Genomic DNA, 24,378 nt, shown 5'->3' with positions numbered 1-24,378 from the left:
ATCCGGCGGTGGCTCCTGCCACCGCCGGATGCGTTTCCGCGTCCTTCTCCGTGGTAGGACTGTTCCGCTTCGCGAACGAGACGAAGCACACGGACGCACAGGGGGAAGCATGGCGGTCACGGTGCCCGGCTGGGCGGACACGCTCCTCGATCTCATAGGCGTGGCCTGGCCCAATGTGGACGAGGACGCCTACCGGGACATGGCGGACGCCCTGCGGGAATTCGCCTCCGATCTGGAGGACGACGGACAGCTCGCCAACAACCATGTGCAGCGGCTGCTCTCCTCCGGGCACGGCGAGGCCCTCGACGCCCTCAACGGTCACTGGGGCAAAGTCAAGGACAAGCACATCAAGGACATCGCCTCGGCGGCGCGCACCATCGCCGGCGGTGTCGACGCCGCCGCGACGGCCGTCGAGGTCATGAAGGGCGCGGCTCTCGTCCAACTCGGCTATCTGGCCTCGGAGGCCGGGATCGCCCTCTCCCTCATCCCCGTCACCGGCGGACTCTCCGCGCTGATCGGCGCGGGCGCGATGCGGGCCACCCAGGAGGTGGTCAAGCGCCTCATCAAGGAGTGCATGGAGGAGGCGGTCGCCTACATCGTCTCGGCCATGACCGAGCCGGCCGTCGCCGCCCTGGAGAACCTCGCCGCCGACCTCGTCGTCCAGCTCGGCGCCACCGCCCTCGGCCTCCAGGACGGGGTGAACCTCGACCAGGCCAAGCAGGCGGGCGCGGACGGCTTCAAGGACGGCGTCCAGTCCTCCAAGGACGCCCTGAAGCTCGCCTCCGCGGGCGGTTCGGGCGGCGGCCCCGGCGGCGGCAAGGGCTTCTCCATCGACCACGCCGAGCACGACCACGCCGGCACCCAGCTCAACGGCGTCAGCGTCGCCATCCACGGCAAGACCAGCGGCAAGCTCACCAGGGCCCGGTCGCACCACGGCCGCACCCGGGGCCGCGACTCCATCGCCCAGGCCCTCGACCCGGTCCTCGACAAGGCGATGGACGCCCTCGCCAAGTCCGCCACGACCATGGGCGACCACGTCGGCAAGACGCTCCCCAAGGCCGTCAAACAGATCTCCGTCGACCACAAGAACCACGACGACGACGTCCGCGCCCGCCTCGCCAACGAGCGCCGCAAGCACGAGGACGGCGGCGGCAAGGGCCCCGGGGGCGGCCCGAACGACAAGCGCGGCCCGTCCGCCGTGAAGCCCGACTCGATGAAGGACGCGAAGGACGACCCGCGGGGCAAGGGCACCCCCGTCAACACCCGCCGCTGCGCGACCGACCCGGTCGACATCGCCTCCGGCGAGATGGTCCTCGCCCAGACCGACCTGGCCCTGCCCGGCGTCCTCCCCCTGATCCTGCGCCGCACCCACCTCTCCGGCTACCGCTACGGCCAGCTCTTCGGCCGCAGTTGGGCCTCCACCCTCGACGAACGCATCGAACTCGACCCCCGGGGCGGGGCCCTCCTGGCCCGCGAGGACGGCTCCGTCCTCGTCTACCCGAGGCTCCCGCAGGCCGAGGACGACGAGGTCTGGCCGGTCGAGGGGGCCCGGCTGCCGCTCTCGCTCGCCGACGCGGGCGCGCTCGGCGACGTCACGTACGCGATGCGCGACCCGCACGCCGGAATCACCCGCCACTACACCGGCAACCCCTTCCGCGGCTCGCTCTACTACTGGCTCCGCTCCATCGAGGACCGGCACGGCAACGTCGTCCACATCCAGCGCGGCGACGACGGCCTGCCCTCCTCCGTCGTCCACGAGGGCGGCTACCGCGCCCTCGTCCTCACCGACCCGGAGGCGGGCCGGGTCACCGGCCTCTCCCTGTACGCCCCGGAGGGCGCCAGGACCCTCGCCTCCTTCGGCTACGACCCCTTCGGCAACCTCGACACCGTCACCAACTGCTCCGGCCGCCCGCTCCGGTTCACCTACGACGACCAGGCCCGCGTCACCTCCTGGACCGACCGCAAGGGAGCCGTCTACCGGTACGTGTACGACGCCGCCGGCCGGGTCGTCGAGACCATCGGACCCGACGGCTTCCTCTCCTCCCGCTTCTCCTACGAGACCGACGCCGCCACCGGACACCGCCTGACCCGCTTCACCGACTCCACCGGGGCCGTCGCGGTCGTCCGGCTCAACGAGCTCGGCCAGGTCGTCGCCGAGACCGACCCCCTCGGCAACACGGTGCTGCGCACCTGGGACCGCCACGACAACCTGCTCTCCCGCACCGACCCGCTCGGCAACGAGGCCCACTTCACCTGGGACGACCACGCCGACCTCACCCGCATCCGCTTCCCCGACGGCACCGAGGCCACCACCGCCTACGACGCCCTGCACCTGCCGGTGGCGGTCACCGGACCGGACGGCACGACCTGGCGCCAGACCTTCGACGCCCGCGGCAACCGCACCGAACTCCTCGCCCCGGACGGCGCGGTGACCCGCTTCACCCACGACGCCTTCGGCGCGCTCACCGCACGCACCGGCCCGGACGGCGCCACCGAGCGCTTCACGACCGACGACGCCGGGGTCACCCTCACCGCCACCGACGCCCTCGGCCACACCTACGCCGTCGCCCGCGACGCCTACGGCCGCCCGGTGCGCGGCACCGACCCGACCGGCGCCGTCACCGCCATGGAGTGGACGCCGGAGGGCTGGCTCTCCCGCCTGACGGGCCCCGACGGCAGCACCGAGAGCTGGACCTGGGACGAGGAGGGCAACTGCGCCTCCCACACCGACGCGACCGGCGCCACCACCCGCTTCGAGTACGGCCACTTCGACCTGCTCACGGCCCGCACGGGCGCGGACGGGGCCCGCTACGCATTCCGCTACGACACCGAGCTACGGCTCACCGAGGTCCTCGGCCCGCAGGGCCTGACCTGGACGTACGTCTACGACAAGGCCGGCCGGCTGGTCTCCGAGACCGACTTCGACGACCGCACCGTCCACTACGCCTACGACGCCTGCGGCCGGCTCGTCGGCCGCACCGGCCCGCTCGGCGACACCACCACCCTCACGTACGACGTGTGCGGCCGGCTCCTCACCAAGGAGATCGCCGGCCGCACCACCCGCTACGGCTACGACGCCGCCGGCCGGATCACCTCGGTCACGGCCCCCGACTCCACCCTGACCCTGGAACGGGACGCCCTCGGCCGGGTCCTCGCCGAGACCGTCGACGGCCGCACCCTCCGCTACGAGCGGGACGCGGCGGGCCGGGTGGTGTCCCGCACCACGCCGACGGGCGCCGTGTCGACCTTCGCCTACGACGCCACCGGGCAGCGCACCGAGCTGGTCAGCGGCGGGCACGCGCTGCGCTTCGGCCGGGACGCCCGCGGCCGTGAGCTCAGCCGGGTCTTCGGCGAGGCCGAGCGGCCCGTGACGCTGGCCTCCGAGTGGAACGCCGCAGGCCGACTGGCCGCCCAGACCCTCACGGGCCCCCAGGGCGAGCTGCGCTCGCGCGGCTACGCCTACCGGGCCGACGGCTGCCCGGAGGAGGTGACCGACCGGCTGACCGGCCGCGTCACCCTCTTCGGCCTCGACGTGGTGGGCCGCCCGACCGAGGTGACCGCGGACGACTGGTCGGAGCGCTACACCTACGACGCCATGGGCAACCAGACCCACGCCGAGTGGCCGGACCGGGCGCTGCGCGACGAGGGCCGGGGCGCGCGCAGCTACGGCGGCACCCGGGTGCTCGCCGCCGGCGCGGTCCGCTACGAGTACGACGCCGCCGGCCGGGTGGTGCTGCGGCAGCGGACCCGGCTCTCCCGCAAGCCGGAGACCTGGCACTACACCTGGGACGCCGAGGACCGGCTGACGGCCTGCCGGACACCGGACGGCACGCTGTGGACGTACGCCTACGACCCGCTGGGCCGGCGCACGGCCAAGCACCGGATGGCCGAGGACGGCCGGACGGTCGTGCAGTCGGTCCGGTTCACCTGGGACGGCAGCCGACTCGTCGAGCAGACGGACTCGGGCCAGGGCACCGCGCTCACCTGGGACTACGACGGCCGCCGCCCGCTGGCCCAGCTGGAGCGGCGCACGGACAGCGAGGAGAGCCGCTTCTTCGCCATCGTCACGGACCTCATCGGCACCCCGAGCGAACTCGTCGACGAGGGCGGGGAGGTCGCCTGGCACAGCCGGACCACCGTGTGGGGCCACACCACCTGGAACCGGGACGCCGTCGCGTACACCCCGCTGCGGTTCCCCGGCCAGTACGACGACCCGGAGACGGGCCTCCACTACAACCTGCACCGGCACTACGACCCGGCGACCGCCCGCTACACCAGCCCCGACCCGCTCGGTCTCGGCCCGGCGCCCAACCCGGTCGCCTATGTGCTCAACCCGCACGTCCGGATGGACCCCGAGGGCCTGATCGCCAAGGGGTGCACGGAGGACGGCGGCTGGTACAGCGGGCTCCAGCCGGCGAACCTCAAGAACGACGACGGGACGCGGCGCACCGACGTCGACATGGAGATCAACCACATCCCGGCGAAGGACTCCTACGCCCATCTCGACCAGGCCGGCTTCCGGAAGACGAAGAGCGGCGGCGCGGGCATGGGCCCGGCGATCCGCATGGAGTACGACGACCACCGCGGCGTGACGAGCACGGGCTCCAGCAAGGAGGCCGACCAGTGGCGCGCGGACCAGCGGGCGCTCATCGACGCGGGCCGCTGGGACGAGGCGATGATGATGGACATCAACGAGATCCGGGACCTCTACGGCGACAAGTACGACACCCATATCGCCGATATGATCGAGAGCCTCAAACACAACCGCAAATTCCAGAAAATGCTGGCCGACCGCGGCTGGACGATCGACTACGACATCCTGAAATAGACCGTTCCCGGAAAGCTCCGGAGTTCCTGGAACAGAAAGGCATGGTTGGGGAATGGACCTGCTGCTCGAACCCCCGCACGGTGTCGGGCCGGTGCGGCTCGGGATGACGCTCGACGAGGCGGTCGCGGCCGTGTCGCCCTGGGGCGAGCCCCGGGTCCGCACCCGCCCCAACCGTGTCCTGGTGACCATCTCGACGAAGTGCGACAAGGTGGGCGTGGAGGTGCTCCTGGAGGAGGAGAACACCGTCACGGCGATCGAGCTGTGGTGGCCGGGCGAGGGGCGGGAGACCTCGACCCGGGTCCTGCTCGACGGCGAGGACGTGTTCCGCGTCCCGGCCGACGAGCTCCTGGCCCGGGCGGTGGAGCGCGGCTGGACGGTCGACGCGGAGAATCCGGAGAATCCGGTGGTCCCCGGTGTCTCGCTCGGTTTCACGCGGCAGACCTCGCAGGAGGTCCCGCGGAATGCGGACGGAATTCCGGTCCATTTCACCTCCGTTCTCGTCGCGGGGGAGAAGTACTACGACTACCGCTACGAGAACGCGGGCTGAGACCGCCGTTCGCGGCGCGGGCCCCGTCCACGATGTGGACGGGGCTCTTTCTTGTACCTCTGTTGTATCTATGCTGTGCGCATGCCATCAGCGCCCGCCGGTCCCGCCCCGCAGCCCACCAGGCAGCCCCCCGCCGCCGACCGCGTCTACATGCACGTCAAGCAGGCCGTACTCGACCGGCGCTACGAGGGAGGCACCCTCCTCACCGAGGGCGAACTCGCCCAGGCCGTCGGGGTGTCCAGGACCCCCGTCCGCGAGGCGCTGCTCAAGCTGGAGATGGAAGGCCTCCTCAAGCTCTACCCGAAGAAGGGCGCCCTCGTCCTCGCCGTCTCCGCCCAGGAGATCGCCGACGTCGTCGAGACCCGGCTCCTCGTCGAGGAGTTCGCCGTCCGCCGGGCCGTGCCCGCCCCCGCCGGCCTGATCGCCCGGCTCGAAGAGCTCCTGGAGGAGCAGAAGCGGCGCGCCGAGGCCGGGGACCTCGCCGAGGTCGCCGTCACCGACCGCTGCTTCCACGCCGAGATCGTCCGGCACGCCGGCAACCAGATCCTCTCCCGCCTCTACGACCAGCTCCGCGACCGGCAGTTGCGCATGGGCGTCGCCGTGATGCAGTCCCAGCCCGACCGCGTCGCCAAGAACATCACCGAACACGCCGAGATCCTCGACCGCATCAAGGCCGGCGACGTCGAGGGCGCCGCGCACTGCGTCCGCCAGCACCTCAGCTGGGTCAAGGTCCTGGTCCGGGGGGACGAGCGATGAGCTCGGTCAGCCTGCCCGGAGACCCGCCCGGCGGCCGTCGCGCCGCCCTCGTCTGGGGCGTCGGCGTCGCCGTCTACTTCGTCGCCGTCATCTTCCGCACGTCCCTGGGCGTCGCCGGACTCGACGCCGCCGACCGCTTCGACGTCAACGCCTCCGCGCTCTCCACCTTCTCCATACTCCAGCTGCTCGTCTACGCGGGCATGCAGATACCCGTCGGCCTCCTCGTCGACCGGCTGGGCACCAAGAAGGTCCTGACCCTCGGCGTCGTCCTCTTCACCGTCGGCCAGCTGGGCTTCGCGCTCTCCCCCTCGTACGGCACGGCCCTCGCCTCGCGCGCCCTCCTCGGCTGCGGTGACGCCATGACCTTCATCAGCGTCCTGCGGCTCGGCAGCCGCTGGTTCCCGGCCCGCCGCGGCCCGCTCATCGCCCAGCTCGCCGGGCTCATCGGCATGGCCGGCAACCTCGTCTCCACCGTCTTCATCGCCCGCGCCCTGCACGGCCTCGGCTGGACGGCCACCTTCGTCGGCAGCTCCCTCGCCGGTGTCCTCGTCCTCGTCCTGTTGCTGCTCTTCCTCAAGGACCACCCCGAGGGGTACGAGCCGGAGCCCTCCGCCCACGCGGGCGCCGCCTTCGTCCGCCGCCAGATCGCCGAGTCCTGGCGCGAGCCCGGCACCCGGCTCGGCATGTGGGTGCACTTCACCACCCAGTTCCCGGCCATGGTGTTCCTGCTGCTCTGGGGCCTGCCCTACCTCGTCGAGGCGCAGGGCCTGTCCCGCTCCACCGCCGGGACCCTGCTCACCCTGGTCGTGCTCTCGAACATGGTCATCGGCCTCGCGTACGGGCAGATCATCGCCCGCCACCACGCGGCCCGCGCCCCGCTCGCCCTCGGCACGGTCGCGGCCACCGCCCTGCTGTGGGGGACCACCCTCGCGTACCCCGGCCACGCGCCGATGTGGCTGCTCGTCACCCTCTGCCTGGTCCTCGGCGCCTGCGGCCCGGCCTCGATGATCGGCTTCGACTTCGCCCGCCCGGCCAACCCGCCGGAGCGTCAGGGCACCGCCTCCGGCATCGTCAACATGGGCGGTTTCATCGCCTCGATGACGACGCTCCTCGCCGTGGGCGTGCTGCTCGACGCGACCGGCGACAACTACCGGATCGCGTTCTCCTCCGTCTTCGTCCTGGAGACCCTCGGCATCGTGCAGATCCTGCGCCTCAAGGCCCGCACCCACCGCAGGGAACGGGAACGGCTCGTCGCGAGCCGCGTCGAGGCCGTGCACGTACCCGTGTAGGCCCCGTACAGAGAGCGCCGCGATCTATCGGGGCGTCACCGCGAAGTTGTCCAGGATCGCCGCCGCGAGGTCCGCGTCGCCCTCGACCTTGACCCGGTCGGCCACCTCGGCCGGCCGGACCCGGCCGCAGGCGAGCCGTACGAACGTCTCCCAGTCCGTCGCGAGCGTCACCGCGGGGCCCAGCGACGGCGCGCCGTCGATCGAACCGCGGCCGTCCGCGTCGACCCGTACCGTCCGCAGGAACTCCACCGGACCGGTCACGTCGAGCACCACCGCCGAGGACGCGGGCGCCCCGGCGTCCTTCGCGACGACGTCCGGCAGGGCCTCCAGGAGCACGTCCCGGGCCACCAGCGCACCCGCCGAGTCCAGGTTCCCCGGCACTCCGAGGGCCGTCCGCAGGTCCTGCTCGTGCACCCACACGTCGAAGGCGCGGTCCCGGTAGGCCAGTTCGAGGGACTGCTCGGCGCCGAGGGGAGCGCGGATCAGATGCTCGGGGGAGCGGTTCTCGTTGCGGAGCTGCCGGGCCCGCCGGATGAGGATGTACTCCAGCTCCGAGGTCATCTCCGGGGCCGTGTGGTGCCGCCGCACATCGACCTGGACCTCCATGTAGCGCGCGAAGTCACTGCGCACGTGGTACAGGTCGCGGGGCAGGGAGTGGATCGGCCGGGGATCGCCGAGCATCTCCGTCTCCATGCCGATCACATGGGACACGATGTCCCGCACCGACCAGCCGATGCACGGGGTCGGCCGGTTCCACTCGCCCTCCACGAGCGGCTGCACCAGCTCGGCTATCGCCTCGATGGAATGGGTCCAGGCGTCGGCGTAGTTCTGGAGGCTGGGATGGACGGTCACGGGACCCCTCGGCGGTTCTTCGGTGCGCGGGCTGAAAACACGACTGGGTGGGAGGCTCGGACGCTAAGTTACGCTGCCCGAAGGCACCCCGGCAGTGCTTTCGTGTGACGATCGTAGGCCGGTGTTGACGGCTCGAATGCCAGGACGGTGGTAGTGTGCGCGCCTCGCTGATCCAGATCGCGGTAGACCCGGACGAACCGGTCGATGCCCGTCGTGCCCGCGTGGCGCGTCTCGTACGGGAGGAATCCGGCCGCGCGGACCTCGTCGTCCTGCCGGAACTGTGGACCGTCGGCGCGTTCGCGTCCGACCTCTTCGCCGCCGAGTCCGAGCCGCTGAACGGCCCCACCCACCGGGCGATGGCGGCCGCCGCCCGCGACGCCGGCGTCTGGCTGCACGCCGGCTCCTTCGTCGAGGCGGAGGGCGGCGCCCTCTACAACACCTCGCTCGTCCTCTCCCCCGACGGGGAACTCGCCGCCTCCTACCGCAAGATCCACCGCTTCGGCTTCGACAAGGGCGAGGCGGTCCTCATGGCCGCCGGCGAGGACCTCGTCACCGTCGACCTGCCGACCCTCACCGTCGGCGTCGGCACCTGCTACGACCTGCGGTTCCCCGAACTCTTCCGCGGCCTCGTCGACGCGGGCGCCCAGGCCTTCGTCGTCCCCGCCGGCTGGCCCGCCCGGCGCCGCGCCCACTGGACCCTCTTCGCCAAGGCCCGGGCCGTCGAGAACCAGGCGTACGTCCTCGCCTGCGGCACCGCCGGCACCCACGCGGGCGTGGAGCAGGCCGGGCACTCCATCGTCGTCGACCCCTGGGGCGAGACCCTCGCGGAGGCCGGCCCGGACGAGGAGATCCTCCGGGTCGTCCTCGACCCGGCGAAGGTCCGCACGACCCGGGAGGAGTTCCCGGCACTCAAGGACCGGGTCCTGGGCATCGCGGCGCCGAGGCGCGCCTGATGCCCCACCCGGACGAGGCCGCTGCCGACGCTGCCGACGATGCCGCTGCCGCCGTCGCCGCCTTCGCAGAGCTCTTCGGGCCGCCCCCCGAGACGCCCGCCCCGCCCGTCGACTGGGACGCCGTCGAGGAGTGGCTCGGCCTGCGGCTGCCCGCCGACTACAAGGCGATCGCCACCGCGTACGGCCCCCTCGACATCGGCGAACGGCTCTGGCTGCACACCCCCTTCGCCACCGACGCCCGCCTCTTCGACTACGGGAGCTTCGTCGAGGAAGGCCGCCGGGACGCCCCCGGCGTCCTCCCCTTCGGCGCCACCCGCATGGCCGACACCCTCTACTGGGACACGAGCGCCTCCCCCGACCCGGACCAGTGGCCCGTCGTCGTCCACGTGCAGAACCTCGCGAACGCCGGCAAGGACCCCTGGCTCCGCCCCGGCACCACCCTCCTGCCCACCCTCACCGGCTTCGTCTCCGACGGCCTGCGCCCGAGCCTCGCCCGCAGCGGCCTCGCGGGCGGCGAACTGTCCGCCTGGACCCCGCCGCCCCGCCGCCCCGAACCGACCCCCGCACAGCGGGCCGCGCTCCTCTCCGGCGGCACCGGCCTCGACACGCTCACCGCGCTGATCCCGCCGCCCGCCGAGCCGTACCTCGGCTCGGAGAGCTGGGAGTGGCTGTACGAGCGCCTCGGCACCCGCCTCCCCACCGAGTACGTCCGCCTGATGGAGACGTACGGCGGCGGCGAGTGGTGCCAGTGGCTCCGGTTCAGCACCCCGCTCGGCACCGGGCGCTACGACCTGGCGGGTACGGAGGACTGGTACGGCGACGCCTACCGCGGCCTGCGCGCCGACCACCCCCAGTACCACCCGCTGGCCGTCTGGCCCGAACCCGGCGGCTTCCTCCCCTTCGCCGACTCCATCGACGGCGACCAGCTGTGCTGGCTCACCGAGGGCGCCACCCCCGACGACTGGCCCCTGATCGTCATCCCGCGCCACGCCGACCAGGGCCCGCCGCTCCCCGGCACCCTCACCGCCACCCTCCTCGCCTGGCTGCGCGGCGAACTCCGCACGGAGGGCCTCCCCGGCCTCGTACGCCCCCACGAGGACCCGCTGGACGTCATCGACTTCGAGGGGTACGGCCCGAGGGCGGACTAGCCCGGCTCAGTACTGGGACTCGGTCCAGAAATGGGTGGTGCGGGAGAGGCCCGCCCGCACCGCGCCGATCCGCGTCAGCGCGGACCGGTCGACGCCCGCGAAGACCAGGCCGAGGGCCAGGTCCCCGCCCTCGGCACGCCCGTCGACGTGCACGGAGAGCCTGCGGCCCTTGCCGCGCCCGGTCTCGCGGACGGTGATCCGGACGCCGGGGTCCTCGTCGTCCGCGGCGCGGGTGAGGACGTAGCCGTGCTGGTCGAGGGCCGCGAGCCGGTACCGGTCGCCCGCGTACCGCATCTCCAGGGCGCGCTGCTCCAGCGTGGCGCCGAAACGGTTCCGCGTCACGTACACGACCCGGTCGCCGACGCGCAGCGTGGACCGGTTCAGGCCCGGCAGCCTCATCCCTCGACGTGCGCCCCGCGCGCCTCGAAGGAGGCGGTCGGCAGCCGCCCGCCGCGTACCTCCGAGACGAGCGACTCGGGAGACGTACGGGGGAGGGGACAGGTCAGGGTGATCTCGCCGAACTCCGGCGAGACCCCCTGCCAGCCGGCCCGGTGGTCGTGCCGGTTCCCCGCCTTCCAGGCCCGGAGGTCGAAGGGGGTGACGTGGAGGTGCATCAAGGTGTCCCGAGGTCGAGGTCGAGGTCGAGGAGGACGCGTGGACCGGCTCCCTCGTCGAACCAATCTGCCGGGATTGGACCTGTGAAGGCAATCGGCTTCTGCCCAGACTGAGTTCATGAGCAGTGACATCAGTCCCGAGACTCTCGCCGTCCACCCGCCCCACGTCGAGGTCACGGGCAGCAGGCCCCTCGGCGTCCCCCTCCACCAGGGCCACGTCTTCGCCTTCGACTCGGCCGACGCCCTCGCCGAGGGCTTCACCTCCCCGGACGCCTTCCTCTACGCCCGCCTCGGCAACCCCACCGTCCGCACCCTGGAGGACGCCGTCGCCCGCCTGGAGGGCGGCGCCGCCGCCCGTTCCTTCGCCTCCGGCATGGGCGCCATCAACGCCGTCCTCCTCGGCCTGCTCGGCAGCGGCGACCACGTCATCGCCCAGTCCTGCCTGTACGGCGGCACGTACGCGGTCCTCACCGACCTCGCCGCCCGCTGGGGCGTCGACGTCACCTACGTCTCCGGCACCGACCCCGAGGAGGTACGGGCGGCCCTGCGCCCCGAGACCCGGCTCCTCTACCTGGAGACCATCGCCAACCCCACCACCCGCGTCGCCGACGTCCCCGCGCTCGCCGCCGTCGCCGCCGAGGCCGGCATACCCGTCGCCGTCGACAACACCTTCGCCTCCCCGCTGCTCTTCCGCCCCCTCGACCACGGCGCCGACATCGTCGTCCACTCCGCCACCAAGTACCTGGCAGGACACGGAGACGTCCTCGGCGGCATCGCCGTCTTCAAGGACGCCGAGCTGCACGGCCGCGTCCGTCACCACGCCGTCGAACAGGGCGCGTCCACCGACCCGTTCGCCGCCTGGCTCACCCTGCGCGGCATGCAGACCCTCTCCCTGCGCGTGGAGCGCCAGTGCGCGAGCGCCGCCGAGCTCGCCGCCCGCCTCGAAGCGCACCCGGCGGTCGAGGCCGTCCGCCACCCGGCCCTCGCCGGCCACCCGGACCGGGCCGTCGCCGCGCGCCTGCTGCCGGCCGGGGGCGGCGGGGTCGTCTCGCTCGACCTCGCGGGCGGCCGGGAGGCGGGCCGGGCCTTCGTCGAGGCGGTACGGCTCGCCTCCCTCAGCGTCTCCCTCGGCGATGTGAAGACCCTGGTCATGCACCCGGCGTCCACCTCCCACCACCAGCTCGACGCGACGGCGCTCGCTGCGGCCGGCATCGGCGCGGGCACGGTCCGGCTGTCGGTCGGCATCGAGCACGTGGAGGACCTGTGGGCGGACCTGGAACAGGCGCTGACGAAGGCCTCCTAGTCCTCCCTCTCCCGCTCCGCCATCCGGATGACGCACACGGCGACCGCGATCTGCAGCGCCGGGTCCGCGTCCTCACGGACCACGTTCACGGCGTACGTCTCACGGACGTGGAACCACTGCCGGGAGATGTGCGCCAGGAGCTCGCCCTCGTACTCGACGGTGAACTCCCGGTCCAGGATCCGGCCGCTGACGTCCAGTCCGGTGCCGTCGACGAGCGTCACCCGGTAGTGGTTGCGGAGCAGGGAGAGCCGCTTGCGGCGGACGGTCGCGAGCGGCCGCTCGTCGCGCTCGATCGTCATCGCGTCCCGCAGGCTGAACATCTTCTGCCGCAGGGTGACGAGGACCCGCCCGTCGGGGTCCTTCAGCTCCAGGGTGTCGCGCAGCCGCAGGGCCTTGCCGTCGACGAGGAAGGCGTGGCGGCCCTGCTCGTCCTCGATCCAGTAGTCGTCGCCGATCGCGAAGATCTTGTCCCGTACGAGATATTTCACGGCCCTATGTCTGCCCGGCGCCGCCGGTTTCTCACCCGAAGTACCGGGTGAACGGATCCGGCGTCGCGCCGAGCATCGACCCGAACGGCGCGTCGAGCTGATTGATCAGCAGGACGGTGAAGGCGATGAACCCGGAAAGGCCCATCACCATCACCACGTGCGTCGTACTCCTCTTGATCCCGAAGAGGAACATGAACGCCAGCGTCAGCGCACCGCCGATCAGCAGCCCCGTCCACAGCACCGGCGACAGCCGCTCCTGCGCGGCCGCCTCCCGCCCCCGCCGCGCGTCGTCGACGTAACCCAGCTGCGCGAGCACCTCCTGGGCCGCGATCTGCTCCGGCACCTTGGCCGACTCACCGACCTCGCCCGCCTTCCGGAGGTCGGCGAGCAGCTGCCAGCCGGCGGGGTCGAGCGGCTCGCGCTCCGCCATCGCGGGCCACTCGACGCCGACGACGTGATCGGCGTACGTACGGGCCGCTTTCCGCAGCGGCTGCCGCTGGGCGGTGGGAAGCGCGTCCGCCAGCAGGTACGTCTGGTGCAGGGCGCTCGCCTCGGCCTGGACGTTGTCGGCGGCGTCGGAACGGGTGTCCCAGACGGACACCAGACAGAGCCCGAGCACCACCGCGTACAGCACCGACACCATCATGGCGATGTACTCGGCGACGTCCTCGCGCGGCTCCTCGTCCTCGGCGGCCGGGAAGAGCCTCGTCTTGGCGAAGACGGCGAGGGCGGCGACGAACGCGACGCCGAGCACGACGACGAGCGTCTCGAACAGGACCACGGTCAGTTCCCCCGGTTGCCGAGGAGCGCTGCCGCGACGGCCGCCGGGATCAGCAGCAGCAACAGCATCGCCACGACCCCGAACTCATGCGCCTCCCGCGCCCGCCGCCGCAACCGCCCGACGAACCCCTCGTCCCCGGCCACGGCGAGCGGACGGGACGCGTCCGTGAGGGCGCGGGGCGGGGCGACTGGTACGGGTACGGGTACGGGGGCGGGGCCGGCGGCCCGGGACGGCGCGGGCGAAGCGCCTTGCGGACCGGCAGGAGCTCCGGGCACGGCACCAGAGCCGGCAGAGCCACCAGAGGCCCCGGAAACACCGACGCCCCCGACTGAAGCAACACCCCCACCACGGGCAACGGCCCCGGCCCCACCCCCAGAACCCCCACCGGAACCGGGCACCCCACCCGCCCCAACTCCCGGAGCCCCACCCCCACTGCCCCCGCTCCCCCCACTCCCCCCACTCCCCCCACGCCCGTCCGCCCCGGGACTCCCCCCAACCCCCCTCGCCGCGGCTGCCCGTGGCGGGGCGATGGTGAAGGCGGCGGAGGAGCGGGCGGTGAGCGTCGGCGCGGGAAGGAGCCGGCCCCCGGCGTCAAAGGTCGGAACCCGGTCGCTGCCGGTGGCGAGCCCGGTGCTGCGGTGGGTCCCGGGCGGGCGCCGGACGCCGGCGGTGCAGCGGACGGAGGCGCCGGGGGAGAGCAGGGCCGCGGGGGCGGGGCAGCGCACGGCGCCGGGCCCGAGCCGCAGGGCGGGGTCCTCGACGCGGACGGCGTGGACGGGCCGGTTGCCGCGGTTGGTCACGGTGTAGGTGACGGTCGCGGTCCCGTCGGGGGCGCGGCCGACCGACCGCCCCACGGCGCCCGCACCACCGCTGCCGACGGAGACCCGCTCGGCGAGGGCGAGGCCCCCGGAGACCCCGGCGTACCCGGAGCGGGTGGTGGCGTGGATGCGCCGTCCGAGGGAGGGGATGTCGCCCTCGGCCCGTGCGGTGGCGAGGCGCGCCCCGGGCAGGGCCCGGAAACGGGCGACGCACTCCATCTCGCCGAGCGCGGCGAGCGGCAGCCGGGGGCACGGTACGGCCCCGCCGGGCACGCCAGGGTCGAGGACCCGCACCCCGTACAGATGCGCCTCGCCGTGGTTCACCAGCCGGTACCGCTTCACGACCTGCGTCCCGACCCGTACGGCCGGCGGCCGCGCCCCGCCGTCGGCGAGCCCGTTCACGGTCACGTCCATCCGCAGGGCCCCGTCCCCGGCGCCACCGGCGCGGGCGACGGCTCCGGGCAGCAGGAGCAGCACCACCACGAGCAGCCCACCGCTCACCCGACGGAGGTGGTAGTCCGATGATCTGCCCGCACACGTCATGCGCCCCATGCCACCGTCCGCCCCCACCCCACCCCCACCCGGGACACGCCCCGTCCCCCCACCCGGCCCCGCTTTTCCACCCGTACGGCACCCTTGAACCATGAACGACTCCGCGCCCACCCCCGCGCCCCGACGTGCCCGTGTCCGCGCCCCCGAGCTGATCGGCAAGGGCGGCTGGCTCAACACGGGTGGAGAAGAACTGACCCTCGCCGACCTGCGAGGAAAGATTGTTCTGCTCGACTTTTGGACGTTTTGCTGTGTGAACTGCCTGCATGTCCTCGACGAGCTGCGGGACCTGGAGGAGAAGCACCGGGACACGCTCGTGATCGTCGGGGTGCACTCGCCGAAGTTCGTGCACGAGGCCGAGCACCAGGCGGTCGTCGATGCCGTCGAGCGGTACGAGGTGCACCACCCCGTGCTCGACGACCCGGAGCTCGCGACCTGGAAGCAGTACGCCGTGCGCGCGTGGCCGACGCTCGTCGTGATCGATCCCGAGGGGTACGTCGTCGCCCAGCACGCCGGTGAGGGGCACGCCAACGCCCTCCGGACGCTCGTCGAGGAGCTGGAGGCCGAGCACGAGGCCAAGGGGACGCTGCGGCGCGGCGACGGGCCGTACGTGGCGCCCGAGCCCGTCGCGACCGATCTGCGTTTCCCCGGGAAGGTCATCACGCTCCCGTCCGGGAACTTCCTCGTCTCCGACACCACCCGGCACCAGCTCGTCGAGCTCGCCGAGGACGGCGAGACCGTCGTGCGGCGGATCGGCGAGGGTGTCTTCCGGGAGCCGCAGGGGCTCGCGCTGCTTCCCGGTGGCAAGGTCGTCGTCGCCGACACCGTGAACCACGCCCTGCGGACGTACGACCCGGAGACGGGGGCCATCGAGCTCGTCGCCGGTACCGGGAAGCAGTGGTGGCAGGGGTCCCCGACCTCGGGCCCCGCGCTCGAGGTCGACCTGTCCTCGCCGTGGGACGTCGCCTGGTGGCAGGGCAAGGTGTGGATCGCCATGGCCGGTGTGCATCAGCTGTGGACGTACGACCCCGAGACCGGGACCGTCGAGGTCGCCGCCGGGACCACCAACGAGGGTCTCGTCGACGGCCCGGCCGCCGAGGCCTGGTTCGCGCAGCCCTCCGGGCTCGCCGCCACCGAGGACCGGCTGTGGATCGCCGACTCCGAGACCAGCGCCGTGAGGTGGATCGACGCCGAGGGAGTCGTGCACACGGCCGTCGGCACCGGGCTCTTCGACTTCGGGCACCGCGACGGCGCCGCCGACCAGGCGCTGCTCCAGCACCCGCTGGGCGTGACCGCCCTGCCCGACGGCTCGGTCGCCGTCGCCGACACGTACAACCACGCCCTGCGCCGCTTCGATCCGGCGACGGGTGAGGTCACCACGCTCGCCACCGATCTGCGCGAGCCGAGCGGCGCCGTGCTGGTCGGCGGCGACATCGTGGTCGTCGAGTCCGCCCGGCACCGGCTGACCCGGCTGCGGCTGCCCGAGGAGGCCGTCCAGGTCGAGTCCGCCGCCTACCGGACGCAGCGCGAGGCCACCGAGGTCGCCCCCGGCCGCCTCCGCCTCGACGTCGTCTTCCAGGCGCCGACCGGGCAGAAGCTGGACGAGCGCTACGGCCCCTCGACCCGCCTCCTGGTCTCCTCGACCCCGCCGGAGCTGCTCCTCGGCGGCGAGGGGACCGGGACCGATCTCTTCCGCGAGCTCGACCTCGACCCGGAGGTCACCGAGGGCGTGCTGCACGTGTCCGCGATGGCCGCGTCCTGCGACGACGACCCGGCCAACGAGTACCCGGCCTGCCACGTCCACCAGCAGGACTGGGGCGTCCCGGTGAAGGTCACGGCCGAGGGCGTCGCGCGCCTTCCGCTGATCCTCGCCGGCATGGACGGCTAGTCGGCGGCGATCGCTTGGTGCCTGGACGGATGCCCCTCGGCCCCGTCCAGGCGCCGGCCTCAGCCCTCCAGGAACGCCACCAGGGCGTTGGCCAGGAGGTACGGGTCGTCCGCGCCGCAGAGTTCGCGGGCGCTGTGCATGGACAGGATCGCGACGCCGATGTCGACCGTCGAGATGCCGTGGCGGGCCGCGGTGATCGGGCCGATCGTGGTGCCGCACGGCATGTCGTTGCTGGAGACGAAGGACTGCCAGGGCACCCCCGCCTTCTCGCAGGCGGCGGCGAAGACCGCGCGGCCGCTGCCGTCGGTGGCGTACCGCTGGTTGACGTTGACCTTGAGGATCGGGCCGCCGTTGACGCGCGGGTGGTGCGTCGGGTCGTGGCGCTCCGCGTAGTTGGGGTGGACGGCGTGGCCGGTGTCGGAGGAGAGGCAGACGGTGCCGGCGAAGGCGCGGGCCCGGTCCTCGTAGGAGCCGCCGCGGGCGTAGACGGAGCGCTCCAGGACGTTGCCGAGGAGGGGGCCCTGGGCGCCGGTGTCGGCCTCGGAGCCGTTCTCCTCGTGGTCGAAGGCGGCGAGGACCGGGATGTACGGGAGGTCGTCGCGGCCGGCGAGGGAGGCGAGCGCGGCGGTGGCGGCGTGGACGGACAGCAGGTTGTCCATGCGCGGGCCGGCGAGGAGTTCGCGGTCGCGGCCGAGGTACGCGGGCGCGTCGACGGCGTGGACCATGAGGTCCCAGCCGGTGACGTCCTCGGCGTCGACGCCGGCCTCGGCGGCGACGAACTCGATCAGGTCGCCCTCGTGGACCTGGCCGATGCCCCAGATGGGCTGCATGTGGCGCTGGCGGTCGAGCTTGAGGCCGTCGTTGACCTGGCGGTCGAGGTGGATGGCGAGCTGGGGGACGCGCAGCAGCGGCCGGTCGACGTTGACGAGGTGGTGGCTGCCGTCGCGGAGGGTGAGGCGGCCGGCGAGGCCGAGGTCGCGGTCGAGCCAGGTGTTGAGCAGGGTGCCGCCGTAGATCTCGACGGCGACCTGGCGCCAGCCCTGGGCGCCCATGTCGGGCTGCGGCTTGACGCGCAGGTTCGGCGAGTCGGTGTGGGCGCCGACGATCCGGTACGGGGTGTGGGCGGCGGCGCCCTCCGGCACGTACCAGGCGATGATCGCGCCGCCGCGGATCACGTACTTCCCGCCGCTCGTCCCGTCCCAGGCCGCGGTCTCCTCGACCCGGCGGAAGCCGACCTTCTCCAGGCGCTCGGCGGCGCTCGCGACCGCGTGGTACGGCGAGGGGGAGGCCGTCAGGAAGGCCATGAGGTCGTCGGTGTGTCCGCGGTCGAAGGGGCCGGCGGTGGGACGGGAAGCTGCGCTGCTCATGGGTTCACCATACGCAGGGACCGGAATTCGAATACGGGACCCCGGAAATTGGTGATCGGGGCGTGACGGGCCCGTCCCCGGGCAGCAGAACGGCCCGCCCCCCTCCCCGGGGACGGGCCGTGTCTGCGGAGCGAGGCGCGTCCTAGAACGCGGCCTCGTCCAGGTCCATGAGCGAGCCGTCGATGGCCTCGGCCAGCGCGCGCTCGGCGGAGACGCCGGGCAGGACGTTGGCGGCGAAGAACTTCGCGGCCGCGATCTTGCCCTGGTAGAAGGCGACGTCCTTGCCCGTGGCGCCCTCGGCGAGCTTCTCGGCGGCGACCGCCGCGCCCTTGAGGAGCAGGTAGCCGACGACGACGTCGCCGGAGGCGAGCAGCAGGCGGGTGGTGTTGAGGCCGACCTTGTAGATGTTCTTGACGTCCTCGCCGGTGGCGGTGAGGTCGGTGATCATCTTGCCGACGATGCCCTCCAGGTCGACGGCGGCCTTGGCGAGCGCGTCGCGGGCACCGGCCAGCTCCTCGCCGCCGGTGCCGACCGCGAGGAACTTCTTGATCTCCTCGGACAGCGCGTTCAGGGAGGCGCCCTGGTCGCGGACGATCTTGCGGAAGAAGAAGTCCTGGCCCTGGATGGCCGTGGTGCCCTCGTAGAGGGTGTCGATCTTGGCGTCCCGGATGTACTGCTCGATCGGGTACTCCTGCAGGAAGCCGGAGCCGCCGAAGGTCTGGAGCGACTGCGCGAGCTGCTCGTAGCCCTTCTCGGAGCCGTAGCCCTTCACGATCGGGAGCAGCAGGTCGTTCAGGCCGTGCAGGGCCTTGGCGTCCTCGCCGGCCGCTTCCTTGACCGCGATCGAGTCCTGCACGGAGGCCGTGTAGAGGACGAGGGAGCGCATGCCCTCGGCGTACGCCTTCTGCGTCATCAGCGAGCGGCGGACGTCGGGGTGGTGCGTGATGGTGACCTTGGGCGCGGCCTTGTCCATGAAGTTGGCCAGGTCGGTGCCCTGGACGCGCTCCTTGGCGTACTCCAGGGCGTTGAGGTAGCCCGTGGAGAGGGTGGAGATCGCCTTCGTGCCGACCATCATGCGGGCGAACTCGATGATGAGGAACATCTGGCGGATGCCGTCGTGCTTGTCGCCGATCAGCCAGCCCTTGGCGGGGTGCTGGTCGCCGAAGGTCATCTCGCAGGTGTTGGAGGCCTTGAGGCCCATCTTGTGCTCGACGTTGGTGGCGTAGACGCCGTTGCGGGCGCCCAGCTCGCCGGTCTCCCAGTCGAACTCGTACTTCGGGACGAGGAAGAGGCTCAGGCCCTTGGTGCCGGGGCCGGCGCCCTCGGGGCGGGCGAGGACGTAGTGGAGGATGTTCTCCTCCATGTCGTGCTCACCGGAGGTGATGAAGCGCTTGACGCCCTCGATGTGCCAGGAGCCGTCCTCCTGCTGGATGGCCTTGGTGCGGCCGGCGCCGACGTCCGAGCCCGCGTCGGGCTCGGTGAGGACCATGGTGGAGCCCCAGCGCTTCTCGACGGCGATCTGCGCGACCTTCTTCTGCGCCTCGTTGCCCTCGTTGTAGAGGATGCCGGCGAAGGCCGGGCCGGAGGAGTACATCCAGATGGCCGGGTTCGAGCCGAGGAGGAGCTCCGCGTAGGCCCAGATCAGGGAGCGCGGGGAGACGGTGCCGCCGATCTCCTCGGGGATGCCCAGGCGCCAGTACTCGGACTCCATGAAGGCGTTGTACGACTTCTTGAAGGTGGCCGGGACCGGGGCGGTGTTGGTCTCCGGGTCGAAGACCGGCGGGTTGCGGTCGGCGTCGGCGAAGGACTCGGCCAGCTCGTTCTCGGCGAGACGGCGGATCTCGTCGAGGATGCTCTTGGCGGTCTCGACGTCCATCTCCTCGAACGGACCGGTGCCGTACACCTTGTCGCGGCCGAGGACCTCGAAGAGGTTGAACTCGATGTCGCGGAGATTCGACTTGTAGTGCCCCATGGCGACGGCTCCGTAAGGCTCGGGGAGGCAGGTTCCTCGTACACGTACCAGCGAGTAGCAACACGCTCTCTCCGATGATGCTACCCACCGGTAATAAGAAGCAACCCCTATCCGGCCATCTGTGACGTCCGCGACGTCCCGCGCCGCCGTCAACCCTGGTCAGGGGCTCGCCGACGCAAGGGTGAATATTTCGGGCGAGCGGGGCATCCTGCGTAACCGATCGGCTACGGTACGTGACGGAGCGCCCGTCCCTGTGTGCCGGCGGGCGGCCACCCCCCTCCCCTCCTCCCCAGGAGAACCCTCCATGCCCCGACGTGTAGAGGTGCGCGAACGCGTCTCGATAGGCTTGGACCCATGTACGGCTACGAGCAGAACCCGGGTGCCCAGCAGCAGTACGCGCCGCCCCAGCAGGGGCAGTACGCCCCGCCGCAGGCCGGAATGCCGGGCGGCATGCAGGGCGGTGGGTACGCCCAGCAGCAGCCCCCGCTCTACCCGGAGCCCTCGCCGCCCTCCCTCGCGGACGCCGTGCGCGCCTTCACGACCGGCACCCTCGCCGCCGAGGACTTCCAGCAGATCTTCGCCACCTCCAAGGTCTACTGCCCGCGCGGCGACAACCCCGGCTTCCTGGCCCTGCACAACACCCAGCAGCCGGTCATCCCGATGTTCACCTCGCTCAAGGAGCTGCGGCGGTACGCGGGCAAGGAGTCGAAGTACTTCGTGATCACCGGCGCCGAGGTGATCGACCTGCTGCCGACCGGCTACGGCTTCGTCCTCGACATGGAGGGTGATCACCGCATGGTCTTCGACGCGAAGGCCGTGGAGCAGATGGTCGACTTCGCGATGCGGCGGATGTACGGCTGACGGAGGTCGTGTGCGACGGGGGCGCCCGGGGGGAATTCCTCCCGGGCGTTCCGCGTTCCGGGTGGCAAGAAGTTCAGCGTTCAACTAAAGTGGTCGTACAAGGTCGCACCTAGGAGGTCCGGTCATGCCCGCTGTGACTGTCGAGAACCCGCTCACCCTGCCGCGCGTCGCCGCCGCCGCCGATGCCGTCGCCCGCCCCGTGCTCGCCGTCACCACGGCGCCCTCGGGCTTCGAGGGCGAGGGCTTCCCGGTGCGCCGCGCGTTCGCCGGGATCAACTACCAGTACCTCGACCCGTTCATCATGATGGACCAGATGGGTGAGGTGGAGTACGCGCCCGGAGAGCCCAAGGGCACGCCCTGGCACCCCCACCGAGGCTTCGAGACCGTCACCTACATCATCGACGGGACCTTCGACCACCAGGACTCCAACGGTGGCGGCGGCACCATCACCAACGGCGACACCCAGTGGATGACCGCCGGCTCCGGCCTCCTCCACATCGAGGCCCCGCCGGAGTCCCTCGTCGTCAGCGGCGGCCTCTTCCACGGCCTGCAGCTGTGGGTGAACCTGCCCGCCAGCGACAAGATGATGGCCCCCCGCTACCAGGACATCCGCGGCGGCCAGGTCCAGCTCCTCACCTCCCCCGACGGCGGCGCGCTGCTCCGCGTCATCGCCGGCGAGCTCGACGGCCACCAGGGCCCCGGCATCACCCACACCCCGATCACGATGATCCACGCCACCCTGCGCCCCGGCGCCGAGATCAGCCTGCCGTGGCGCGAGGACTTCAACGGCCTCGCGTACGTGCTCGCCGGCCGCGGCACGGCCGGTGCCGAACGGCGGCCGATCCACATGGGCCAGACCGCCGTCTTCGGCAAGGGCGGCGTGCTCACCGTCCGCGCGGACGAGAAGCAGGACGGGAACACCCCCGACCTGGAGGTCGTGCTCCTCGGCGGACAGCCGATCCGTGAGCCGATGGCCCACTACGGCCCCTTCGTGATGAACACCCAGGCCGAACTCCGCCAGGCCTTCGAGGACTTCCAGGCGGGCCGCCTCGGCACGATCCCGGCGGTGCACGGGATGGGCGAGTAGGTACACGAGCCCGATGACGGGCCGTCACCCGGACGGCCCGTCAGCAGGCGACGACACACCGACGGACATGGTCCGGTGAGGAGGTGCAGACCAGCCGAGCGCCGCTCCTCCCCGAACCCGCCCGCCGGTTCGCCGCCTGGTGCGTCGTCCTGCTCCTCGCCGCCGGGGTCGCCGCCGTCTTCGTCTGGCTCTGCGTCGTCTTCAAGACGGCCGTCACCCCCGTCCTGCTCGCGATCCTCGGCACCGCCCTCCTCGGCCCGCTCCACCGGCGCCTGGTCCGGATGAAGGTCCGCAGGTCGCTCGCCGCCGCGCTCACGGTCGTCGCCGTCCTCGCGGTCGTCGGCGGCGCCACGTACATCGTCGTCGCCGCCCTCGTCGAGACCGGCGACCAGATCATCGCCTCGCTCCGGCAGGCCGCCACCGACATCGCCGATCACTTCGGCGCGGCCGGGACCTCCCTCGGCGACCTCGCCAAGAACGCCAGGACGCTCCTGGAGAGGTTCGGCGCCACCGCCGCCTCCGGGGTCATCAGCGGCATCAGCGTCGTCGGCGAGTTGCTCGCCACCGCCGTCCTCGCCCTGCTGCTCATCTTCTTCTTCCTCAAGGACTCCGACCGGGCCGCCGGCGCCCTGCGCTCCCTCGCCCCGCACGCCACCGGCGACCTCGTCGAGGCCATGGCGCGCCGGGCGTTCGAGGCCGTCGAGGGCTTCATGCGCGGTACGACGTTCGTCGCCCTCGTGGACGCCGTCCTCATCGGCGTCGGCCTGGTCGTCCTCGACGTGCCCGGCGCGGTCGGGCTCGCCGCGCTCGTCTTCGTCACCGCCTACATCCCGTACCTCGGCGCCTTCCTCTCCGGCGCGGTCGCCGTCCTCGTCGCCCTCGCCGACCGGGGCTTCGTCATCGCGCTGTGGGTGCTCGGCATCGTCCTGGCCGTCCAGGTCATCGAGGGGAACGTCCTCCAGCCCATGGTGCAGAGCCGGACCGTGCAGATGCACCCGGCGGTGGTGATGCTGGCGATCACGGCGGGGGCGTCCGTCGCGGGCGTGCTCGGCATGCTGCTCGCCGTACCGCTGACGGCGGCGGCGACGGGCATCCTGGGCGAGCTGCGCACGAGGTACGGGACGCCCCCGGACGAGACCTCCTAGGCCGGCGCGAGCCCACCCGGTTCGAACGAGGCGAGGAGCTGTTCCAGAGCCGCCTGGTCCGGTCCCACGAACGGGTCGGCGTCCGGGGCGGCCGCGATCGTCTCCAGCATCCGGTCCATCATCCGTACGGCCGGCGGCAGATGCGTGCACAGCAGGATCTCCGGGTTCAGCTGCGCCAGCGGCGCGAGCGTCGCCCGGTACTTCTCCGGGTCCACCAGGTGCACCCACGGGCTGTCGAGCGTCGCCCACAGCAGCTGCGCCCGGCGCAGCTCCTCCGGCTTCAGATCGCTCGCGTGCCCGCTCTCGGCGATCTCGGCGCTCGGCATCGGGCCGCCGAAGCAGTCGGAGCTGAAGCAGATCCGGGTCCGGTCGTCGTAGAAGCCGACGGTGGCCGGGCTGTCGAAGAGCGGCGGCCGGAAGGCGTGCAGCGCCCGGTCGCCGACGTCGAGGGACTGGCCCGGGTTGAGGAAGTACACCCGGTCCATCGGCAGCGGCCGCTCGGTCGTCATGATCCCGAAGCCGAGGAAGGTCGTGACCACGCGCGCGCGTGGGGCGGCGTCGAGCAGGTCGAAGATGCCGCCGGTGTGGTCCCGGTCGGGGTGGGTGAGCCAGATCCAGCGGACGTCGGCCGGGTCGATGACCCCGCTGAGCGTGGTGAGGAAGTCGCGGTCCTCGATGGAGAGCCCGGTGTCGACGACGACGGGTTCGGCGGCGGTGAGGACGTAGGCGTTGACGGGGATGTGTCCGATGCCCGGAATGTCGAGGCTGTCGGCGAGCACCGTGGTGTCGCTGCCGACCTTGTGGGTGTCCATGGCGCACTCCGTGGTCCCCCCGGCGGCCGTACGACACCAGTCTGCGCCCCGCGGGGATCCCACGCCCGGTCGGGCGGCGCGGGGATCCCGCGCCCGGTCGGGCGGCGCCCCGGCCGACGTGCGACCTGCGCCCGCGCTGGGCGGTGCCCCGGCCCACCGCCGTGTGGGGCTCGCGCCCGGCTGGGCGGCGCCCCCGCCCACCGCCGTGTGGGCAATCGTCCCGCAGGGCGGGACGGGTGGGCACACGGGACGGCGCGCCCAGCGGCGCCTCCGCGTTCCGCGCCTGGGCCCGCACCCCGTGCACCGAGCTGGTGGTGCGG

At 72.4% G+C, this 24,378-nt stretch carries 20 protein-coding genes; 11 read left to right on the top strand and 9 right to left on the bottom strand.

The features are described from left to right. Positions 1-109 precede the first annotated feature (109 nt). From ACWGN5_RS05545 to ACWGN5_RS05530, 4 genes are all read left to right on the top strand, one after another. Positions 110-4,828, top strand: coding sequence for a DUF6531 domain-containing protein (locus ACWGN5_RS05545; RefSeq protein WP_453511525.1), 4,719 nt, complete (start codon positions 110-112; stop codon positions 4,826-4,828). 52 nt (positions 4,829-4,880) lie between these two features. After that, complete coding sequence (locus ACWGN5_RS05540; RefSeq protein ID WP_453511524.1) at positions 4,881-5,375, top strand: hypothetical protein; 495 nt, start codon at positions 4,881-4,883, stop codon at positions 5,373-5,375. Positions 5,376-5,456: 81 nt separating this feature from the next. Then, the gene (locus tag ACWGN5_RS05535) at positions 5,457-6,131 is read left to right on the top strand and encodes a GntR family transcriptional regulator (RefSeq protein WP_453511523.1); all 675 of its coding nucleotides are present in this window, start codon (positions 5,457-5,459) and stop codon (positions 6,129-6,131) included. Further along, a complete protein-coding gene (locus ACWGN5_RS05530; RefSeq protein ID WP_453511522.1) occupies positions 6,128-7,420 on the top strand; it encodes an MFS transporter in 1,293 nt (430 codons plus the stop codon). The genes ACWGN5_RS05535 and ACWGN5_RS05530 overlap by 4 nt, the downstream gene beginning before the upstream one ends. Positions 7,421-7,444: 24 nt before the next feature. On the opposite strand, the gene ACWGN5_RS05525 is transcribed toward ACWGN5_RS05530, so the two are convergent. Next, positions 7,445-8,272, bottom strand: coding sequence for a maleylpyruvate isomerase family mycothiol-dependent enzyme (locus ACWGN5_RS05525; RefSeq protein ID WP_453511521.1), 828 nt, complete (start codon positions 8,270-8,272; stop codon positions 7,445-7,447). A 155-nt stretch (positions 8,273-8,427) separates the two neighbouring features. On the opposite strand from ACWGN5_RS05525, the gene ACWGN5_RS05520 reads away from it, so the two are divergent. Continuing rightward, on the top strand, positions 8,428-9,225 hold the full coding sequence (locus ACWGN5_RS05520; protein ID WP_369145240.1) for a carbon-nitrogen family hydrolase: 798 nt from the start codon (positions 8,428-8,430) through the stop codon (positions 9,223-9,225). Next, a complete protein-coding gene (locus tag ACWGN5_RS05515) occupies positions 9,225-10,373 on the top strand; it encodes an SMI1/KNR4 family protein (protein WP_453511519.1) in 1,149 nt (382 codons plus the stop codon). Before ACWGN5_RS05520 ends, ACWGN5_RS05515 begins: the two co-directional genes overlap by 1 nt. A gap of 6 nt (positions 10,374-10,379) precedes the next feature. Here the strand turns inward: ACWGN5_RS05515 and ACWGN5_RS05510 are convergent, their stop codons facing one another. Continuing rightward, positions 10,380-10,772 carry a hypothetical protein gene (locus ACWGN5_RS05510; RefSeq protein WP_453511518.1) on the bottom strand — a complete coding sequence of 131 codons (393 nt, stop codon included), beginning with the start codon at positions 10,770-10,772 and terminating at the stop codon, positions 10,380-10,382. Then, positions 10,769-10,987 carry a hypothetical protein gene (locus tag ACWGN5_RS05505; protein ID WP_453511516.1) on the bottom strand — a complete coding sequence of 73 codons (219 nt, stop codon included), beginning with the start codon at positions 10,985-10,987 and terminating at the stop codon, positions 10,769-10,771. The genes ACWGN5_RS05510 and ACWGN5_RS05505 overlap by 4 nt, the downstream gene beginning before the upstream one ends. Positions 10,988-11,105: 118 nt before the next feature. Here ACWGN5_RS05505 and ACWGN5_RS05500 point away from each other — a divergent pair, with 118 nt between their 5' ends. Next, positions 11,106-12,290 (top strand): trans-sulfuration enzyme family protein, encoded by a 1,185-nt coding sequence (locus tag ACWGN5_RS05500; RefSeq protein ID WP_453511515.1) that lies wholly within the window; start codon positions 11,106-11,108, stop codon positions 12,288-12,290. Here ACWGN5_RS05500 and ACWGN5_RS05495 read toward each other — a convergent pair. The 3 genes from ACWGN5_RS05495 to ACWGN5_RS05485 are packed head-to-tail and all read right to left on the bottom strand — an operon-like array spanning position 12,287 to position 14,878. Continuing rightward, positions 12,287-12,778 (bottom strand): LURP-one-related/scramblase family protein, encoded by a 492-nt coding sequence (locus ACWGN5_RS05495; RefSeq protein ID WP_453511514.1) that lies wholly within the window; start codon positions 12,776-12,778, stop codon positions 12,287-12,289. The genes ACWGN5_RS05500 and ACWGN5_RS05495 overlap by 4 nt on opposite strands. A 31-nt stretch (positions 12,779-12,809) precedes the next feature. Further along, positions 12,810-13,559, bottom strand: a complete 750-nt coding sequence (locus ACWGN5_RS05490) for a bestrophin-like domain (protein WP_453511513.1) — start codon at positions 13,557-13,559, stop codon at positions 12,810-12,812. Between the two features lie 2 nt (positions 13,560-13,561). Further along, on the bottom strand, positions 13,562-14,878 hold the full coding sequence (locus ACWGN5_RS05485; protein ID WP_453511512.1) for a DUF7507 domain-containing protein: 1,317 nt from the start codon (positions 14,876-14,878) through the stop codon (positions 13,562-13,564). Positions 14,879-15,020: 142 nt separating this feature from the next. Between ACWGN5_RS05485 and ACWGN5_RS05480 the strand changes: the two genes are divergently transcribed. Next, the gene (locus ACWGN5_RS05480; RefSeq protein ID WP_453511511.1) at positions 15,021-16,814 is read left to right on the top strand and encodes an NHL domain-containing thioredoxin family protein; all 1,794 of its coding nucleotides are present in this window, start codon (positions 15,021-15,023) and stop codon (positions 16,812-16,814) included. A 59-nt stretch (positions 16,815-16,873) separates the two neighbouring features. On the opposite strand, the gene ACWGN5_RS05475 is transcribed toward ACWGN5_RS05480, so the two are convergent. Together ACWGN5_RS05475 and ACWGN5_RS05470 are read right to left on the bottom strand one after the other, a co-directional pair. Then, positions 16,874-18,181, bottom strand: a complete 1,308-nt coding sequence (locus ACWGN5_RS05475) for a M18 family aminopeptidase (RefSeq protein ID WP_369145232.1) — start codon at positions 18,179-18,181, stop codon at positions 16,874-16,876. Positions 18,182-18,323: 142 nt separating this feature from the next. Further along, positions 18,324-20,153, bottom strand: coding sequence for an acyl-CoA dehydrogenase (locus tag ACWGN5_RS05470; protein ID WP_453511510.1), 1,830 nt, complete (start codon positions 20,151-20,153; stop codon positions 18,324-18,326). Positions 20,154-20,507: 354 nt separating this feature from the next. Between ACWGN5_RS05470 and ACWGN5_RS05465 the strand changes: the two genes are divergently transcribed. The 3 genes from ACWGN5_RS05465 to ACWGN5_RS05455 all read left to right on the top strand — a co-directional run bounded on the left by ACWGN5_RS05465 (position 20,508) and on the right by ACWGN5_RS05455 (position 23,246). Next, positions 20,508-21,014 carry an SseB family protein gene (locus tag ACWGN5_RS05465; RefSeq protein ID WP_453511509.1) on the top strand — a complete coding sequence of 169 codons (507 nt, stop codon included), beginning with the start codon at positions 20,508-20,510 and terminating at the stop codon, positions 21,012-21,014. A 124-nt stretch (positions 21,015-21,138) separates the two neighbouring features. Continuing rightward, positions 21,139-22,101: a pirin family protein gene (locus tag ACWGN5_RS05460; protein WP_453511508.1), complete on the top strand. Its 963-nt coding sequence runs from the start codon at positions 21,139-21,141 to the stop codon at positions 22,099-22,101. A gap of 83 nt (positions 22,102-22,184) precedes the next feature. Further along, a complete protein-coding gene (locus tag ACWGN5_RS05455; protein WP_453511507.1) occupies positions 22,185-23,246 on the top strand; it encodes an AI-2E family transporter in 1,062 nt (353 codons plus the stop codon). Here ACWGN5_RS05455 and ACWGN5_RS05450 read toward each other — a convergent pair. Then, positions 23,243-24,058 (bottom strand): MBL fold metallo-hydrolase, encoded by an 816-nt coding sequence (locus tag ACWGN5_RS05450; RefSeq protein ID WP_453511506.1) that lies wholly within the window; start codon positions 24,056-24,058, stop codon positions 23,243-23,245. The two genes, ACWGN5_RS05455 and ACWGN5_RS05450, sit on opposite strands and share 4 nt — an antisense overlap. Positions 24,059-24,378: the final 320 nt, after the last annotated feature.

This window comes from Streptomyces sp. NPDC055815 (assembly GCF_053616475.1).
The sequence above is the reverse complement of the archived record's forward strand: the minus strand, read 5'-3'. Positions and strand labels throughout refer to the sequence as shown.